At 67.0% G+C, this 17,151-nt stretch carries 15 protein-coding genes; 3 read left to right on the top strand and 12 right to left on the bottom strand.

The features are described from left to right. Positions 1 to 35 precede the first annotated feature (35 nt). On the top strand, positions 36 to 941 hold the full coding sequence (locus tag E9536_RS18150; protein WP_059698424.1) for a LysR family transcriptional regulator: 906 nt from the start codon (positions 36 to 38) through the stop codon (positions 939 to 941). Positions 942 to 1,213: 272 nt separating this feature from the next. Beyond that, complete coding sequence (gene purU, locus E9536_RS18145; protein WP_059698426.1) at positions 1,214 to 2,101, top strand: formyltetrahydrofolate deformylase; 888 nt, start codon at positions 1,214 to 1,216, stop codon at positions 2,099 to 2,101. A gap of 137 nt (positions 2,102 to 2,238) precedes the next feature. On the opposite strand, the gene E9536_RS18140 is transcribed toward purU, so the two are convergent. The 6 genes from E9536_RS18140 to E9536_RS18115 all read right to left on the bottom strand — a co-directional run bounded on the left by E9536_RS18140 (position 2,239) and on the right by E9536_RS18115 (position 8,481). Beyond that, on the bottom strand, positions 2,239 to 2,892 hold the full coding sequence (locus tag E9536_RS18140; protein ID WP_060173695.1) for a nucleoside triphosphate hydrolase: 654 nt from the start codon (positions 2,890 to 2,892) through the stop codon (positions 2,239 to 2,241). Further along, the gene (locus E9536_RS18135) at positions 2,889 to 3,782 is read right to left on the bottom strand and encodes a sugar phosphate isomerase/epimerase family protein (protein WP_060173732.1); all 894 of its coding nucleotides are present in this window, start codon (positions 3,780 to 3,782) and stop codon (positions 2,889 to 2,891) included. Before E9536_RS18135 ends, E9536_RS18140 begins: the two co-directional genes overlap by 4 nt. Continuing rightward, complete coding sequence (locus E9536_RS18130) at positions 3,779 to 4,837, bottom strand: ABC transporter permease (RefSeq protein WP_104766921.1); 1,059 nt, start codon at positions 4,835 to 4,837, stop codon at positions 3,779 to 3,781. The genes E9536_RS18135 and E9536_RS18130 overlap by 4 nt, the downstream gene beginning before the upstream one ends. Before the next feature lie 2 nt (positions 4,838 to 4,839). Then, on the bottom strand, positions 4,840 to 5,847 hold the full coding sequence (locus tag E9536_RS18125; RefSeq protein WP_060173696.1) for an ABC transporter permease: 1,008 nt from the start codon (positions 5,845 to 5,847) through the stop codon (positions 4,840 to 4,842). After that, entirely contained in the window at positions 5,840 to 7,405 is a 1,566-nt protein-coding gene (locus tag E9536_RS18120; RefSeq protein WP_136470327.1) for a sugar ABC transporter ATP-binding protein, read from the bottom strand. The genes E9536_RS18125 and E9536_RS18120 overlap by 8 nt, the downstream gene beginning before the upstream one ends. 83 nt (positions 7,406 to 7,488) lie before the next feature. Beyond that, a complete protein-coding gene (locus tag E9536_RS18115; protein ID WP_081081290.1) occupies positions 7,489 to 8,481 on the bottom strand; it encodes a substrate-binding domain-containing protein in 993 nt (330 codons plus the stop codon). Positions 8,482 to 8,692: 211 nt separating this feature from the next. On the opposite strand from E9536_RS18115, the gene E9536_RS18110 reads away from it, so the two are divergent. Then, positions 8,693 to 9,766: a LacI family DNA-binding transcriptional regulator gene (locus tag E9536_RS18110; protein ID WP_060173698.1), complete on the top strand. Its 1,074-nt coding sequence runs from the start codon at positions 8,693 to 8,695 to the stop codon at positions 9,764 to 9,766. Between the two features lie 128 nt (positions 9,767 to 9,894). Here E9536_RS18110 and E9536_RS18105 read toward each other — a convergent pair whose 3' ends face one another. From E9536_RS18105 to E9536_RS18080, 6 genes are all read right to left on the bottom strand, one after another. Then, complete coding sequence (locus E9536_RS18105; RefSeq protein WP_027789724.1) at positions 9,895 to 11,550, bottom strand: APC family permease; 1,656 nt, start codon at positions 11,548 to 11,550, stop codon at positions 9,895 to 9,897. A 178-nt stretch (positions 11,551 to 11,728) separates the two neighbouring features. After that, entirely contained in the window at positions 11,729 to 12,592 is an 864-nt protein-coding gene (locus tag E9536_RS18100; RefSeq protein ID WP_027789725.1) for a glycine betaine ABC transporter substrate-binding protein, read from the bottom strand. A 134-nt stretch (positions 12,593 to 12,726) separates the two neighbouring features. After that, complete coding sequence (locus E9536_RS18095) at positions 12,727 to 13,875, bottom strand: hybrid-cluster NAD(P)-dependent oxidoreductase (protein WP_060349665.1); 1,149 nt, start codon at positions 13,873 to 13,875, stop codon at positions 12,727 to 12,729. 26 nt (positions 13,876 to 13,901) lie between these two features. Continuing rightward, positions 13,902 to 15,143 (bottom strand): aromatic ring-hydroxylating dioxygenase subunit alpha, encoded by a 1,242-nt coding sequence (locus E9536_RS18090; RefSeq protein WP_059649812.1) that lies wholly within the window; start codon positions 15,141 to 15,143, stop codon positions 13,902 to 13,904. Between the two features lie 52 nt (positions 15,144 to 15,195). Further along, positions 15,196 to 15,981: an electron transfer flavoprotein subunit beta/FixA family protein gene (locus E9536_RS18085; protein ID WP_060349666.1), complete on the bottom strand. Its 786-nt coding sequence runs from the start codon at positions 15,979 to 15,981 to the stop codon at positions 15,196 to 15,198. After that, on the bottom strand, positions 15,978 to 17,147 hold the full coding sequence (locus tag E9536_RS18080; RefSeq protein ID WP_136470326.1) for an electron transfer flavoprotein subunit alpha/FixB family protein: 1,170 nt from the start codon (positions 17,145 to 17,147) through the stop codon (positions 15,978 to 15,980). Before E9536_RS18080 ends, E9536_RS18085 begins: the two co-directional genes overlap by 4 nt. Positions 17,148 to 17,151: the final 4 nt, after the last annotated feature.

Raw genomic sequence — 17,151 nt, 5'->3', positions numbered from 1 at the left:
GGCGTCCGGCCCTTATGGGGCCATTAGAGGGACTTATGTCGAAATCCGAACCGTTACCGTCGATGCAGGCGCTGCGCGCGTTCGAATCGGCTGCCCGGCTCGCGAGCTTCACGGCCGCCGCGCGCGAGCTCGGCTCCACCCAGCCGGCCGTGAGCCAGCAGGTGTTCCAGCTCGAGGCCGAACTGGGCGTGCCGCTGTTCGAGCGCAGCCCGCGCGGCGTCACGCTGACGGCCGACGGCGAGTGCCTGTACGAAGCGGTGCGGCTGAGCCTCGACACGCTGCGCGGCGCCACCGCGACACTGCGGGCGCGCCGCGAGCACGGCGCGCTCACGATCGTCACCGACTTCGGCTTCGCCACCTACTGGTTGATGCCGCGCCTGGCCGGGCTGAAGCGAGTGATGCCGGATGTCGACGTGCGGGTCGTCACGTCGCAGGATTACGACGCGCAGCGCGACCACGGCGACATCGCGATCCTGTTCGGCGACGGCCACTGGCCGTCGTGCACGGCCGCGCGGCTCTTTCCGGAATCGGTCACGCCCGTGTGCTCGCCCGCGTTCCGCGACGCGCACCCGCACGTCGCCCGGGCCGACCACCTGCTCGCGTTGCCGCTGCTGCACGTGCAGCCGACGCGCCCCGAGCGCTGGCTGTCGTGGTCCGGCTGGTTCGACGCACACGGCCTCGACACGGCAGCCGCCGCGCGCGGCGTGACCTTCAACAGCTATGCGCTCGTGATCCATGCGGCGCTGCTCGGCGACGGCGTTGCGCTCGGCTGGGCGCCGCTCGTCGACGAACTCGTCGCGTCCGGGCAGCTCGTGAAGCTCCTCGACGCGCCGGTCGTCACGTCGCGCGGCTACTTCCTCGTACGGCCGCCGCAGCGCCCCGAGCCGGACGCGACCCACGTGTTCCGGCGCTGGCTGCTCGACGCGTGCGCGCCGGCCTGAACGGCCTTCCGGCCGGCCTCCAGCTACGGGCCTGACGCGCGCCCGACGCCCGCTGGACCGGCCGCGCCCGCCCCGCCCGACGCCTCCCCCGGCGCCCGCCTGAAGCCCAGCCGCCGCCCGGCCGCGCTGGCGTGCCGATACCAGCCACACGGCGGGTTGGTTCTATCCGCGCCCGAATCGTCCTGATTTACTTGAGCCTCCCGCTACCCGCGTAGCGTGGCGCCCCGTCGCGCCGCCGCGCGGGTTGCGTTCCATGACATCCGAGGAATCTCATGACCGCCGACTCACGCCCCGATCAATTCGTCCTGACGCTGTCGTGCCCGAGCGCGGCCGGCCAGGTCGCCGCCGTCGTCGGCTTTCTCGAGCGCCATCGCTGCTACGTCGATGCGCTGAACGTGTTCGACGACGATCTCAGCAATCACTTCTTCGTGCGCTGCGTGTTTCATCCGACCGATGAAACGCTGCAGATCGACGCGCTGCGCCAGGAATTCGGGCCGATCGCGACCGCGCTCGGCGGCGGCGGCGAAGGCGACACGCAATGGGCGATTCACGACGTGAATGCGCGGCCGAAGGTGCTGATCATGGTGTCGAAGCTCGAGCACTGCCTCGCGGACCTGCTGTTCCGCTGGCGGATGGGCGAGCTGAAGATGGATATCGTCGGCATCGTGTCGAACCATCCCGACTTCGAGCCGCTCGCCGCGCAACACGGCCTGCCGTTCCGCCATTTCCCGATCACGGCCGATACGAAGGCGCAGCAGGAAGCGCAATGGCTCGACTTCTTCGAGTCGAGCGGCGCCGAACTCGTGATCCTCGCGCGCTACATGCAGGTGCTGTCGCAGGAAACGAGCGCGAAGCTCGCGAACCGCGCGATCAACATCCATCATTCGTTCCTGCCCGGTTTCAAGGGCGCGAAGCCGTATCACCAGGCGCATGCGCGCGGCGTGAAGCTGATCGGCGCGACCGCGCACTTCGTCACCGACGATCTCGACGAAGGCCCGATCATCGAGCAGGTCGTCGAGCGCGTCGATCATGCGCTGCGTCCGGAGCAGTTGCTCGCGGTGGGGCGCGACGTCGAATGCATCACGCTCGCGCGTGCGGTGAAGGCGTTCATCGAGCGCAGGGTGTTCCTGAACGGCGACCGGACGGTGGTGTTTTCGTAAGCGGGCGGACTTCGCCGCCCGTCATGCGGAAGCCGAAGGCACGCGCGAAGACGCCGCGCAGTGACCGGAACTTGTCGTATCGGGCGGTGGCGTTCCGTCAGCGGTGCACGCAAAGCAGGCCGCGCTTCGCCGCCCCCTCAGCCGTTATCCACGCTGAAATCCGCGCAGACGCTGCGCGACAGCACCGTATCGAGATTGACGAGATCATTGCCGTCCATCTTCGCGCGCAGCGCCGTGTCGTCCATCCCGTAACCGCGCCATCGCGCGGTCAACCGCTCGACGAGCGTCGCGCGCGGCACTTCAAGCATCACGGTGACGTCGAACGATGATCGCAGCGCATCCCACGGCGCGTCGCCGAGCAGCAGGTAGTTGCCTTCGACCAGAATCAGACGGGCCGACGCCGGCACGACGTCCGCGCCAGCTCGCGCGATCTCCAGCGACCGGTCGAACACGGGTACCGCGACGTCGCGGCCGTCGTCCTCGCGCAAACGCGCGAGCAACGCCGCGAAGCCGTCGACGTCGAACGTATGCGGCGCGCCCTTGCGCGCACGATGGCCGCGCGCGCCCAGCACCCGGTCGTCGTAATGAAAGCCGTCCATCGCGACGATGGACGCGAACCCGGGCGCCGCGTCATCGATGCGCGCGCACAACCGCTCCACGAACGTGCTCTTGCCGGCGCCCGGCGCACCGGCGATCGCTACCACGCGCCGCGCCGCCTGCTGCGTGCGCAGGAGGTGCGCGGCCAGCGCCTCGCGGTCGATGCGTTGCGCGCCAGTCACCGCCTCGCTCACGGCAGCCGGCTCCGTTCAGCCTGCTTCAGCGCCTCGCGCGCGGACTTGAGCTGCACGCGCGTAAAGGCCAGCGCGTGCGCCGCGAGGTCGTGACTGTCTTCCCACAGGTTGCGCCAGATCGCGAGGATGCCTTCGAGCGGCTGGCCGACGACGCGCGACGAAAAACTCTCGAACGTGATCGGCCCCGTATAACCGCTGAACACCAGCGCACGAAACACCGCGGTGAAGTCGACGTTGCCCGATCCCAGATAGCCGCGATGCGAATCGCCGATGTGCACGTAACCGAGCTGCTCGCCGGTGTCGCGAATCGCCGACGTCACGTCCGACTCCTCGATATGCATGTGATACGTGTCAAGATGCACCTTCACGTTCGGTCGGCCGATGCGCCGGCACAGCTCGACACCCTGCGACGCGGTGTTGAGCACGTTCGACTCGTAGCGGTTCACGACTTCAAGCCCAAGCGTGATCCCGCTTTGCGCGGCCGTGTCCGCGACCTGCGCGAGGATGTCGGCGGACATCGCGACGCCTGTGGCCGTCGTCGGCGTGAAATTCTTCTGGAAGGCCGAATACAGGATCCCACATACATGGGTTGCGCCGCAGTCGCGTGCGACACGCAGCGCGGCCTCGAGTTTCTGCTTGCCTCGCGCGGCCTTCTGCGCGTCGCCGCTTGAAATGTCGGATTGCGCATCGAGGCCGAGCGAGAACGTGATGCCAAGGCCATGCCGTTCGAGTTCGCGCCGCGTAAACGCGGCATCGATCGAATCCGGATCGAGCGCGGGCACCTCGATGAAATCGAAGCCCGTCTCGGCCGTATGCGCGATCGCGCGTGCGCATGCGTCGCGGCTCCAGCCGGCCTCCCAGACCAGCGCATGTACGCCAAGCTTGTTCATTTCGTCTCCTTCCGTTGAGGGGGTTCGAGGCCGCCGAGCGCCGGCGTCGCGATTCGATTGCGATTGCGCGGCCGCGATGCATGTCGGGCCCATGCCCAGCGCACCAGCATCACCGCGAGCAGGAACGCACCCCACAGCGCGGTCGCGAGGTGCTGGCTCGCGCCCAGCAGGTTGAGTCCGGATGCGATCACCTGCAGGATCACGAGCGCGATCACGACCGGCACGACGCGACCGAAGCCGCCGAACGGATCGACGCGCCCGAGAAAGCAGGCGAGCACCGAGATCAGCAGGAACGCCTCGCCGTGGCCGACACGAACCGAGTTGAAGCGCGACAGCATCACGACGCCGGCCACGCCGCACATCAGCCCCGACAGCATGTAGATGCGCGTGATCGCCCGCGTGGTCGAGATGCCCGAGTAGCGCGTCGCTTCCGCATTCGAGCCGATCATCCGCGTGACGAAGCCGAGCCGCGAATACGTCATCACGACGTGCCACAGCAGCGCGCAGCCCGCGAAGATCCACAACGGCGCCGGTACGCCGAGCCACAGCCCGTTGCCCATCGCGCGGACCACCGGTGGAAACCCGGAAATGTCGCCGCCGCGCGTCAGGAATTCGCCGAGACCGCGCAGGAAGATCATCGCCGACAGCGACACGAGGATCGGGCTCGCGCCCGTATGCGCGATCACCGCGCCGATCAGCCAGCCGGCCGCGGCGCCCGTCGCGAGCGCCGCGGCGATGCCGAGCGCGACCGCCGCGATGCCGGCCTCCGGGCCGCCGTGCGACTGGATCACCCACGCCATCGCGAGCCCCGCGAGGTTCGCCGTGAACGTGACGGCGAGATTGAAGCCGCCGGACACCAGCGGCATCAGCATCGCCAACGTGAACAGGCCGAGCTCGGGTAGCTGGAACGCGATCGACGCGAACGTGCCACCCGTCAGGAAGCGATCGGACGCGACGCTCATCGCCGCGACGACGCACGCGAGAAAACCCAGCAGGCCGGCCACGTCGGCCGGAACGGAAAACGGCGGAAAGCGCCGGGATTCGGCGTGTTTCATGATCATGTCCTCGCGCGCGGCGACAGGAAGCGCGAGCCGACGAGCCGCGCGACGCCGTCGCTCGACACGGTGATCGCGACCAGAATGACCGCGCCGACGATCATCTTGAATGCGTACGGCGACACGCCGAGCAGGTTGAGCCCGTTCGCGGTGATCGACACGAGCAGAATGCCGAGGATCGCGCCGAGCACCGTGCCACGCCCGCCGCCGAGCCGCGCGCCGCCGAGCACGACGGCCGCGAGCACGTCCAGTTCGCGGCCGTACAGCGCGTTCGGCACGACCTCCTGCACGTAGTGCGCCTGCATCAGGCCCGCGATGCCCGCCATCATCCCGAGCCAGCCGTATGCGACGTAATGCATCGTCGCGAGATCGATGCCGACGCGCCGCGCGGCTTCCGGGTTGTCGCCGGTCGCATAGAGCTGGCGGCCGAGCGTCGTGCGCCGCAGCAGGAACCACGTTACAACCACGGCCGCAACCATCACTGCGACCGGCAGCGCGAGCGATGCGACGCCGCCCGTCGTATCGACCTGCACGAGCGTGACGCGATTCGTCCACCAGTCGGGCAAGTCGTAGATCGACACGCCGCCCGTCACGAACATCAACCCGCCGAAGAAGATGTTGAAGGTCGCGATCGTCGCGACGATCGACACGACGCGAAACCGGTAGATGATCGTCGCGTTCACCGCACCGAGCAGGATGCCGAAGCCGGCCGAGACCGCGAAGCCGAGCGCCCAGTTGCCGCCGCCGAGCCGCATCAGCGTGAGCGCCGCCAGGTACTGCACCACCGACGCGCCGACCGCGAACGAAATGTCGATGCCGCCCGCGATCAGCACGATCAGCAACCCCACCGCGAAGATGATGTTGACCGCGCTCTGGTTGAGCAGGTCGAACAGGTTGGACAGCGTCAGGAAGGTCGGCGTCGCGATGCCGAGACCGATCGCCATCGCGACGATCACCGCGAGCAGCCACGTTTCGGTCGAGCCGATGCCGAGTGTGCGGAGGTTACGCATGGACGTCTCGCTCGATATGATCGATCGGCGTGCCACCCGGCACGTACTCGGCGACGATGCGGCCGTCGCGCATGTGCAGGACGCGGTCCGCGTTGAAGTACACCTCGGGAATCTCGTCGGAAATCAGTACGATCGCCATGCCTTGCGCCGCGAGCCGGTGAATGATCGCGAAGATGCCGGCGCGCGCGCCGACGTCGACGCCGACCGTCGGCGAATCGAGGATCAGCAGCTTCGGCTTCGTCGCGAGCCATTTCGCGAGCACGATGCGCTGCTGATTGCCGCCCGACAGCGTCGACACCGCGTCGTCCGGGGCGCCGATCTTCACCGCGAGCCGCGCGACCCAGTCGCGGATCAGCGCATCGCGCCGCCGCGGAGAAATCAGCCCGGCCGCACCCAGCAGGTCGTCGAGTACCGCGATCGCAGTGTTGTCGCCGATCGATTGCGGCTGTACGAGGCCCAATTGCAGGCGGTCTTCCGACACATACGCGATGCCCGCGCGAATCGCGTCGCGATTGGAGCGCAGCGACAGCGGCCGGCCGTCGAGCGCGATCGTGCCGGCGTCCGGTCGCGTCATCCCGAACAGCGACAGCGCAAGCTCGGTGCGCCCCGCGCCGAGACGCCCCGTCAGGCCGAGGATCTCGCCGCACCGCACCTGGAACGACACGTCTGCATACTCGCCACGCCGCGACAGCCCGTCGACGCGCAGCATCGCGGCCGCGGCCGACAGGTCCGTCGTGCGCACCGCGTAATCGAAGGTGCGCCCCGTCATCAGCTCGGTGAGCCGCGTCTGCGTCATCCCGGTCGTCGGAAACGTGCCGACATAACGACCGTCGCGCAGCACCGTCACGCGCGCGCACACGTCGAGCACTTCCGCGAGCCGATGGCTGACGAACACCACCGCGATGCCGTCGGCCGACAGGCGGCGCACGATCGCGAGCAGCGCCTGCGTCTCGGCATGGCTGAGCGACGCGGTCGGCTCGTCCATGAACACGAGACGTGCCCGGGCGACGAGCGCGCGCGCGATCGCGACAACCTGCCGCTGCGCGATCGTGAGTGTACGCACCGGCCTGCCGAGATCGAGGTCGACGCCGAGCCGCGCGAGAATCTGCCGCGCCACGACGTTCATCCGCCCGTAGTCGACCAGCCGCGGACGCGCGCCGAGGTTCTGCTCGAACGCGATGTTCTCGGCGACCGTCATCTCGGGAAACAGCGCGAGGTCCTGCCAGATCACCTGGATGCCGAGCGCCCGCGCCCGCGCCGGATCGAGATCGCCGGCCGGTTCGCCGTCGAAGCGCATCACCGCGCCCGACTCCGGGCGATGGACGCCGCTCACGATCTTGATCAAGGTGCTCTTGCCACAGCCGTTCTCGCCGGCCAGGCACAGCACTTCGCCCGGCATCACATCGAACCGCACCTGTTGCAGCGCCTGCACGCCGCCGAACGTCTTCGACACATTGTCGAGTTCGAGCAACGGCGCATCGGCCGCGGCCCCGAACGCGGCGGGCGGCGGGTTCGCGCGGCCGGCCGCCGCGGATTCACGGGAATGGGCAGACATCATCGCTACGCTCCGGTGCGGCCTGCTATTAAACGACGGGACGAACGACTTCATCGCACGGCGCGTCGCGCCTGCGTGCAGGCCGCTCACAGTCCCTGCTTCGCGAGATCGTCGACGGTTTTCGCGTTCAGCTCGACGAGCTGGTTCACGATCAGGTTGTGACCTTCCGGATGCACGACGCCGAGCCCCGGAATCGTCATGCCGTCCTTGATCGGCTGCCCCTTCGCGAGCATCGTGCCGAGCGTGACGAACACCTCGCCTGCCTGCTCGGGGTTCCACATGTAGCCGCCGCTCAGCACGCCGTCGTGCACGAGCCGACGGCCCTGCCCCGGGGAGAACGGCCCGAGCACCACGACCTTGCCCTTCGCCTGCTTCTCGGCGACCGCACGCGCGGCACCGATCGGCCCCTGGCTGCCGAACGCCAGGATCGCCTTCAGGTTCGGGTGCGCGCGCATCAGATCGAGCGCGGTCTTGCGCGAAGCGTCCACGTCTTCGGCCACGCCGTAGCGATCGCCGACGAGCTTCATGTCCGGATAGTTGGCCTTCAGATACGCGATCGCGGCGTCGGCCCACGCGTTGTGCAGCGGCACCGTCAGCGAGCCGACGAACACCGCGTATTCGCCCTTGCCGCCCACTGCCGCCGCGAGGTTCTTCGCGTACGCTTCGCCGAAACCCTTCGCAGAGGCCAGCTCGAAATTCCAGTCGGTATTTTTCTGCTTCGGCGATTCGTGCGTGATCACCTTGATACCTGCGGCACGCGCGCGCTGCAGCACCGGCTCGAGCACCTCGGCATCGTTCGGCACCACGCCGATCACGTCGACCTTCTGCGCGATCAGATCCTCGATCGCACGCACCTGCAGCGCCGGGTCCGCGCTGGTGGGCCCGACCATGAACGCCTTCACGCCCAGTTGCTCGGCGCGCTTCCTGATACCCGCGTCCATCGCGTTGAACCACGGAATGCCGCCGATCTTCACGACGACCCCGATCACGGGCTTGTCCGGCGACGCCGACGCGATGCCCGTCGCGAGCGCGAACGCAACCACGCCCGCACATACCTTGCGCAAGAAATTCACCGACATGTCTCCTCCATCCGAAGGCGACCGTCGCCGGGCTTCAGGTCCCGGCAGGGCGGTCAGTTGCTAAATCCATTCAGCAAACCGTTTGGTGTATGCTGAATCCATTTAGCTTCGACGGAAAGCAGGTGAAAACCCTGATAGGGCAACGCGCCCCGAAACGCATACCGTCGGCATCATCGGCATAAGAACCCACACGAGGGGAGCAACAACGCAGATGGCCCGCACGACTACCGGACGCAAGTCCACGATCTACGACATCGCGAAAGCAACCGGCTCGTCCACGTCCACGGTCAGCATGGTGCTGAACGGCAACTGGGCCCGCTACCGGATCAGCGAGGAAACGGCCACGCGCATTCTCGACAGCGCCAAGGCGCTCGGCTACAACGTGAACCTGAGCGCGCGCGGCCTGCGCCTGTCGCGCTCGGGGCTGGCGGGCATGGTCATTCCGCACTACCGCAACCGCTTCTTCGCGGGGCTCGCCGAAACCTTCGAGGACGAGGCGCGCCGGCGCGGCCTGTGCCCGATCGTCGTCGGCACGCAGCGCGACCCGGACGTCGAACTGAATGTCGCGCAGACGCTGCTCGCGCAGCGTGTCGAACTGCTGTTCATTGCCGGCGTGCGGGACCCGGCACCGCTCAATATGCTGTGCGACGCGGCCGGCATCCCGTCGATCAACGTCGACCTGCCGGGCGCCGGTGCGCCGTCGGTCGTGTCGGACAACCGCGCGGGCGCGCGGGCGCTGACCGACGTGCTGATCGACAAGATGCTCGCGCGCGGCAATGCGCCCGACGAACTGATCCTGCTCGGTGGCATCGCCGGCGAATATGCGACCGCGATGCGGATCGCGGGCTTTCGCGACGCGTTCGCCGCGCGTGGCTTGCCGCCGCCGCCGGACGACGCGATCGAGTGCTGCGGCTACGCGCCCGCGGCCGCGCGCGAAGCGCTTGCGCGGCGTTACGACACGCTCGGCCGGCTGCCGGCCGGCATGCTAACGAACTCGATCACGTCATTCGAAGGGCTCGTGCGTTTCGCGTCGGAGCTGCCCTGGGACATCTGGCAGCGCACGGCCGTCGGCTGCTTCGACTGGGACCCGTTCGCCGCACGCCTGCCGTTCGACGTCACGATGCTGCGGCAGGACGTGCAGCGGTTGATCGCGGAAGCGTTCGCGCTGCTCGATGCGGGCGACGCCGGAGACGTCGCGCCGCATCCGGTCGTGATGGTGCCGACACGCTTCATGCGAACCCTCGACGACGACATGCGCGCCAGCGACGCAGAGCCGGCCGGCTGAGCACGCGGACACGAAATGAAGAAAGCCCGGCCGGTCCTGCGACCGGTCGGGCTTTCCGCATGCTGCGCATCAAGTGCTCGCCTGGACCGCGTGCGGCGTCGGCTCCCGGCGAGTGACGTGTCAGATGCTCACTTCACCCACGCAAAGTAATACGACAACCAGATCGTCAACCCCGCCCCGACCAGCGCCGCATACGGCATCAGGTTCAGCCACATCGCGCGCTTCGGCACCTCGAGTTCCATGTCGCGCTGCATCTGCGTGGGGAACCGGCCACGATCCTGCCAGTAATGGCGGAACAGGAATACCGGCACGATCAGCAGCATCGCGATCAGCCCGTTGCGCAGCGTGCCTTCGCCCTGCAGGTTCGCGCCCGCACCGACATAGACGAGGTTCGCGTAGCCGCAGATCGAGCCGGCGACGAGCAGCCACGTCGGGCAGCGGAACGGTCGATCCCAGTTGCCGCGATCCATCCGGTGGATCCAGCCCGACTGAAGATTCAGGAATACGAACAGCATGTAGCAGACATTCGAGATCGACAGCACCGTCATGTAGTCCGACATCATCAGCAACACGAGGTTGAAGCCGAGATCGGTCCACATCGCGCGCGTGGGCGAGCCGTGCTCGTTCACGTGCGACAGGTACTTCGGCAGCCAGCCGTCGACCGATGCCTGGTACAGCGTGCGCGACGAGCCCATCATCGACGTCATCACGATCAGCAGGATCGACAGCATCAGCATCACGACGACCGCATTCGCGACCCACGCGCCGCCGCCGACGATCTTCGCCATCGCGGCCGCGACGCCGGTGCCGTCGCCGATCGACGGATCGAGCATCGCCTGCGTGCCGAGCGCCCCCTGGAACGCCATCGGCACGAGCGTCATCACGACGAGGCACAGCGCGCCCGACCAGAAGATCGCCTTGGCGGTATCGCGACGCGGGTCGCGGAATTCGCGCGTGTAGCAGACGGCCGTCTCGAAGCCGTACGACGCCCAGCCGGCCATGAACATCGCGCCGAGCGCCATCGTGACGCCCTGCCCGTTCCACGAGCCGAACGTCGCGGTCGTGAGATTGCCGTGTGCGTCGTGACCGAGCGGCAGCAGCGGAAGCAGGTTCGACATCGGCACGTCGCCCGTGACGAACGGCACGATGCCGACGATCAACAGCGGCGTGAGCGACGCGATGCCGAGAATGCGCTGCGTGCGCGCCGCCTTCGATGCGCCGCTGTGTTGAAGCTTGAACGTGATGAGAAGCAGGATCGTCGCGATGATGAACGTCGCATTGATCCGCAGGGACAGACCCGGCTTGATGAACCCGAGATCCGCAACCTTGAGCTGCCAGTGCAGCACCGCCGCGTTGGCGGGAAAGAGACTCGTGAGCGCATAGCTCGCCGCGAGGCCGCAGCCGAGCGCGAGCATCGGCGACCATGCGAGCCAGTTGCACCACACGGAAACCGGGGCAATCAGCTTGCTGTAACGGACCCAGCCGATCGCGCCATATACGGACGCGCCGCCCGATTTATGGGGAAATAGCCCCGATATTTCCGCATAAGTCGCGCTCTGAATCAGCCCCATCGTGATCGCGGCGATCCAGATCGCCCACGCGGGCTGGCCGATCGTCGCGCATACGCCGCCGATCGTGAACAGCACGCCTGCCGGCACGCCGCTCGTTACCCAAAAAGCGTCTTTCCAAGTCAGGCCACGATGCAGCGTGTGGCCCGTCGAATCATGTGAGATGGTTGCCTCAACATCACTGGTGCTGTTCGCACGCAGTCCTGCCTGACTCATCCAATTCCTCCTGTGATGACTCCGCACAAGGGCCGTAGTGTAACAACTTACCGGCTTTTTTGCAGAACCAAAAAAATAATTCCGGGATATGATCGCATCGCAGTGCAATTATTTCGCTGTCCTGCTGATCAATCCCGGACTGTCTCTTCGTCTATTTATTGCGGCGAATCGTCGCGGCTTACTGCACGCCTTCCGTCCACGAATTCACGCGATCCGCATGCGCTGCAATCCATGCATCGGCAGCCGCTTCCGGCTTCGAGCCGTTCTGGATCGCGAGCATCACGCTGTCGATCTCGCCCGGCTTCCACTGGAATTTTTTCAGGAACGCGACGACCGGCTTGGCCTTCGTTTCGAGCTGAGGGTTCACGACACTGTCGACGTGCTCCGCGCCGCCGAACACCTTCTTCGGATCCTCGAGGAAGCGCAGCTTCCACTTCGCGAACATCCAGTGCGGCGCCCAGCCGGTCACGATCACCGGCTTGTTCGCGCCGACCGAGCGCGACAGCTCGGCCGTCATCGCGCTGCCCGAGCTCGGCATCAGCGTGTAGTTCAGGCCGTAGTTCTTGATCGCTTCGTCGGTCTTGCGCATCACGCCCGCGCCCGCATCGATGCCGACGATCCGGCCGCCGAAGCTGCCTTTTTCGGCATTCAGGTCGTCGATGCTCTTCGCCTTCACGTAGTCGGGGACGATCAGGCCGATCTTCGCGTCGGGAAAGTTCGCGCCGAGGTCGACGACCTTGGTCTTGTACTCGCCCCAGTAGGAACCGTGCGTGACGGGCAGCCACGCGGACAGCGTCGCGTCGAGATCGCCGCGCGCGACGCCCTGCCACATGATGCCGGCAGCGACCGGCACGAGCTTCACCTCATAGCCGAGTTTCTTCTCGATCACGCGCGCCGCGACGTTCGACGTCGCAACGCTGTCGTCCCAGCCTTCGACGTAGCCGATCTTCAGCGTGGGCTTCGTATCGGCGAGCGCCGATGCGCTCAGTGCCACCATCGCCGACAGTGCGCCGGTCCACATCAGTTTTCCGAACAGCTTCATGGTCGATCTCCTTGAAATGCGCACCGTGCGCGTTGTCTCTCTAGGTTCTTCAACCACAAATCCGCGGTATCGTTGTTTTCCGACGGATGCTTGTCCGGACGCGACGCGCCCGGACAGCCGATGGCGAGTTTCGACTACTTGTCGATCACGAGATCCGACAGCGGCTTGCTGCAGCACAGCAGCACCATCCCCTGGTCGATCTCGCGCTGGCGGATGCCGCCGTTGTGCTTCATTTCAACTTGCCCCGACACGAGCTTCACCTTGCAGGTGCCGCACATGCCTTGCGTGCACGAGGCCGGCAGCCGCACGCCGGACTGGCGCGCCGCGTCCAGCACGTGCTGCTCCGAGCCGCATGAAATCTCGCGATTGCTCTTTGCGAAGCTGACCGTGTACTGCTTCGTATCGGTGTCGGCGCCTTCGGCCGGCGGGGCGAGATCGGCGAGCAGCTCGTCGCTTGCGGTCTGCGCGAGCGTTTCGAACGAGAAGCTCTCCTCGTGATACTGCTTGCGATCGAAGCCGGCTTCGTCGAGCAGGTCGCGCACGGCCTTCATGTACGGCGCGGGGCCGCACGTGAAGATCTCGCGCTCCATGAAATCCGGTGCGATCAGCTTCAGCAGCGGCAGTGTCAGGAAGCCCGTGACGCCCGGCCAGTTGGTGCGCGCGCCGACGCGCTCGACGACGAACGACGTGCGGAAATTCGTGTGGTTCGACGCGATCAGGTCGAGCTCGCGCGCGAAGATGATGTCGTCCGGCGTGCGTGCGCTGTGCACGAACAGGATGTCGCGATCCTCGGCGAGATCGTGGTGCGCGCGGCTCATCGACATCAGCGGCGTGACGCCCGAGCCCGCCGACAGGAACAGGTACTTGCGCGCCGGATGTCGTGCGCACGTGAATTCGCCGGCCGGGCCGAGTACGCGCACCGGCGCACCCGGCTGCAGGTTGTCGTGCAGCCAGTTCGACACCTTGCCGCCCGGCACGCGCTTCACCGTGATCGACACCGTGTGCGGCCGCGCGGGCGACGACGAGATCGTGTAGCAGCGGTTGATCGTTTCGCCGTCGATGTCGAGCTCGAGCGTGAGGAACTGCCCGGGCTCGAACGAGAACGAGCGGCCCTGCGGCGAACGGAAGAAGAAACTCTTCACGTCGTGCGTTTCCTGCCGCACGTGGCAGCACACCAGCGTTTCCTCGACGTCGCTCGTCCAGCGCTCGGGAAGGGCGCTCCAGAACGCCGGGCGTGTGACCCGGCTGTCCGTCGGCTCGAAGTTGGCCGCATCTCGCATCATCTGTAACTCCGCTTCAGTGCTGGATACTACGCGCCGGTTTTTTCGGCGAGCCGGCCGATGTACCAGGCCGAGAATTTTTCGACGAGACCTTCCGTGAACGGCGAATACGGGCCCGGCTCGTACGCGCTGCTGGTTGCGCCGCGCTGCGAGAACTCGACGAGCGCGCGATCCTGGTCGTTCGTGGCGTTCCACACGGCCGTGAGGTTCTTCACGTCGTAGTCGATGCCTTCCTTCGCGTCCTTGTGCACGAGCCACTTCGTGCGCACGAGCGTCTTGCCGGCCGACAGCGGGATCACCGAGAACGTCACGATGTGATCGCTCATGAAGTGGTGCCACGAGTTCGGCTGCGTCCAGAACGACAGCCCGCCGAGGTCGGCCTTGTCGAAGCCGCCGAGCAGCTTCTTCGACGCGACCTTCGCATCGAGCGTCTGCGATTCGCCGTGGCGATCGAGCGGCAGGCGCTGCGTGCGGAAACCCGTCACGTCGAGCAGCTTCTCGATCTCGGCGGACGGCAGGCCCATCTCGGCCCACTCCTTGCCGCGCCGCACGCAGGTTTCCGCAAACGCATCCATGCCTTCCGCGTTGGCGTCGGAACGCTGGTAGCCGAAACCGTATTCGTACAGCGAGATGGTGAGCTCCGGATGGTTCGCGACGCAGTGATAGCACTCGCGGTTGTTCTCCATCGTGAGCTTCCAGTTGCCTTCCTCGATGATGTCGATCTGCGCGGCGATCTTCGTGTTCGGCAGGTCGTGCGGCAGCAGGTACGGCTCCATCTCGGCGCGCAGCTGCGCGAAATCGACCGGCGGCTCTTCGGCGAGGCAGATGAAGATCAGGCCGGCGAGGTTCTCGACGTGGACCGACTTCAGGCTGTGCTTGCAGCGGTCGAACTTCTCGCCCATGTGCTCGGCGAACATCAGCTGGCCCGTCAGGTTGTAGGTCCAGCTGTGGTACGGGCACACGATGTTGCCGACCGAGCCCTTGTCTTCGTTGCACAGGCGCGCGCCGCGGTGACGGCACACGTTGTGGAACGCGCGGATCGCCATGTCGTCGTCACGCACGATCAGGATCGAATCGCTGCCCAGTTCCACGGTCACGTAGTCGCCCGGCTCGGGAATGTCCGGCTCGACCGCCACCTGGATCCAGTGCTGGCGGAAAATCGCCTCCATGTCGAGCGCGAAGATGTCCTCGCTCGTGTAGAACGGCGCTTCGAGGCTATAACCTTCCTTGCGCCGCTCGATCAATGCACGAATGTCTGCCGATACTTTCATCGTTTGCTCCGGATTCCTTGCATCCCTGGGTTCTTGCCGACAGGCATCAAAATCAGTAGTCGATGAGCTGATGCTCGCGCAAATACGCGAGGATCACTTGTGCTTTTTCGACCGAACTCCCTTCATTTACGACGTTGCCGCCACGGCTTTCGGTCGTCGTCGCGGACAGCATCCGGGCATGCCCGGAGCGCTTCTCGGCGGCGACCAGCTTTACGGGTTTACGCTCGACCGGGCCGACCGTCCACGCGGCCGCGTCGGCGTCCGCGCCGGGCGCCGCGAGCGCGGGCCGGATCGCGCCGGCGCGCAGCCGCGCATACGCATAACGCGGCTCGGCATTCGCGAGCGGGTGGACGGCGACAACGGCCGGCAGTGCCGCGTCCACGCGGCGTCGCAGCCCTTTCGGCAAAAATTGCCGGACCGCCGCACGACCGCCTTCGACCGTCACGTCGACGGCCGAGCCGACCAGCGGATAGCCGAGCGCCGCGGCGATGCGATACGGCAGCATGCCGGTGTCGTACGCGCCCTCGGCGCGTGTGCCGGTCAGCACGAGGTCGTAGCCGTCGATACGCGCGGCGAGCGCGTGGACGGCATCGTCGCCGTCGCGGCAGGCCAGCACCTCGACCTCCCGTGCGCCGAGCGCGAGATATTCGGCAAGCGCCGCATTCGCGGGATCGCCCGCATGGATCACGTCGAGCTTCGCGCGATGCTGCTCGGCGAGCTGGCGGCCGGTTTCGAGCGCGGCCGCGTCGTTGCGGCTGTAGCGCGCGACGCCGCTGACCGGATGACGGCCGACGGACACGAGCACCGCGATGCGTTGCAAGGGACGGGGGGCGTTCATGCGGCGACTCCTTCCGGTTCACGGGTGCCGACCGCGGCCGGCGATTCTCCACGCGCGGCGCGCGCGGCCTGCACCTGCTCGATCAGCGCGGCGATCGTCGCCTGCGCATCGCCCACCACCGTCAGGTTCGCGCGTTTCGCGATCGGTGCGCTGCCGTCGAGGTTCACCGCGATCACGTGGCGGCAGTCCTTGATCCCCTGCAGGTGCTGCACCGCGCCCGAGATGCCGAACGCGATGTACACGCTCGCCTCGACCGTCTTGCCGGTCGCGCCGACCTGCTTGTCGCGCGTGAAGTGACCGTTGTCGACCGCGACGCGGCTCGCGCCAATCGCCGCGCCGAACACGCCGGCCAGCCGCTCGAACGCGCCGATGTCGGATACGCCGTTGCCGGCCGACACGATGAAATCGGCTTCCTCGAGCGCGACCTGGGCCGCGTCGATTTCATCGAGGCCGAGATCGCGATACGGCTGCGCGGCGTCATGGGCCGGGTGGATGAAGTCGGCGGCGAGACGCTCGCCCGCGCCGACGAACGGCAGCTTCGCGTCGACCGCGTTCTGCGCGAGCAGGATCACGTCGGGCAGCGCACGGGTGGCGAAGGCGCGCCCGGCCTGCGCATACGCGCCGACATGCTTCGCGTCGATCTCGACGACGTGGGTCGCGACGCTCGCGCCGGCGGCCGCCGCGTAGCGCCGGCCGAGATCGCCGTCGCCCGTCGCGTTGTCGGGCACGAACACGTGTTTCGGCGCGAGTGCGGCCACACAGGCCTGCATTGCTTGCAGTTCGCTTTCGGGATCGAACGTGCGGCGATCGAAGCCGGTCAACTCGAGCAGCTTGTCGACGCCCAGTTCGGCCACGTCGTCCTTCAGTTCGCCGAACGCGAGCAGCGCGACTTCGGTCTGCGCATCGGCGAGCAATGCGGCGGCGGCGATCGCCTGCCGCGAATGATCGTCGAGCGCGCCGCGCTCACCGTGCGCCACCACCAGCATCACGTGCTTCGGGTCCTGTACCGCACGGCGCGGCTTCGCGGCCGCTGCGCCGTGACCGTGCGCCGACCAGTGCGCGGCGCTCGCATCGGCGCTGCCTTCCTCGCCGAGCGTGATGCGCTTCAGGCCCGCGGCCGTGATGATGAACGGCCGGCGCGGATCGATTCGTTTGATCGTGTTCATCGAT

The sequence above is a fragment of the Burkholderia sp. LS-044 genome (genome assembly GCF_004803625.1).
Classification (GTDB): domain Bacteria; phylum Pseudomonadota; class Gammaproteobacteria; order Burkholderiales; family Burkholderiaceae; genus Burkholderia; species Burkholderia cepacia.
The sequence above is the reverse complement of the archived record's forward strand: the minus strand, read 5'-3'. Positions and strand labels throughout refer to the sequence as shown.

What these genes read in the sequence shown, in the direction of transcription:
- E9536_RS18150 (WP_059698424.1), top strand. Translation starts at nt 36, where the DNA reads ATGTCGAAATCCGAACCGTTACCGTCGATGCAGGCGCTGCGCGCGTTC.
- purU (WP_059698426.1), top strand. Translation starts at nt 1,214, where the DNA reads ATGACCGCCGACTCACGCCCCGATCAATTCGTCCTGACGCTGTCGTGC.
- E9536_RS18135 (WP_060173732.1), bottom strand. Translation starts at nt 3,782, where the DNA reads ATGAACAAGCTTGGCGTACATGCGCTGGTCTGGGAGGCCGGCTGGAGC.
- E9536_RS18130 (WP_104766921.1), bottom strand. Translation starts at nt 4,837, where the DNA reads ATGAAACACGCCGAATCCCGGCGCTTTCCGCCGTTTTCCGTTCCGGCC.
- E9536_RS18125 (WP_060173696.1), bottom strand. Translation starts at nt 5,847, where the DNA reads ATGCGTAACCTCCGCACACTCGGCATCGGCTCGACCGAAACGTGGCTG.
- E9536_RS18120 (WP_136470327.1), bottom strand. Translation starts at nt 7,405, where the DNA reads ATGATGTCTGCCCATTCCCGTGAATCCGCGGCGGCCGGCCGCGCGAAC.
- E9536_RS18115 (WP_081081290.1), bottom strand. Translation starts at nt 8,481, where the DNA reads ATGTCGGTGAATTTCTTGCGCAAGGTATGTGCGGGCGTGGTTGCGTTC.
- E9536_RS18110 (WP_060173698.1), top strand. Translation starts at nt 8,693, where the DNA reads ATGGCCCGCACGACTACCGGACGCAAGTCCACGATCTACGACATCGCG.
- E9536_RS18105 (WP_027789724.1), bottom strand. Translation starts at nt 11,550, where the DNA reads ATGAGTCAGGCAGGACTGCGTGCGAACAGCACCAGTGATGTTGAGGCA.
- E9536_RS18100 (WP_027789725.1), bottom strand. Translation starts at nt 12,592, where the DNA reads ATGAAGCTGTTCGGAAAACTGATGTGGACCGGCGCACTGTCGGCGATG.
- E9536_RS18095 (WP_060349665.1), bottom strand. Translation starts at nt 13,875, where the DNA reads ATGATGCGAGATGCGGCCAACTTCGAGCCGACGGACAGCCGGGTCACA.
- E9536_RS18090 (WP_059649812.1), bottom strand. Translation starts at nt 15,143, where the DNA reads ATGAAAGTATCGGCAGACATTCGTGCATTGATCGAGCGGCGCAAGGAA.
- E9536_RS18085 (WP_060349666.1), bottom strand. Translation starts at nt 15,981, where the DNA reads ATGAACGCCCCCCGTCCCTTGCAACGCATCGCGGTGCTCGTGTCCGTC.
- E9536_RS18080 (WP_136470326.1), bottom strand. Translation starts at nt 17,147, where the DNA reads ATGAACACGATCAAACGAATCGATCCGCGCCGGCCGTTCATCATCACG.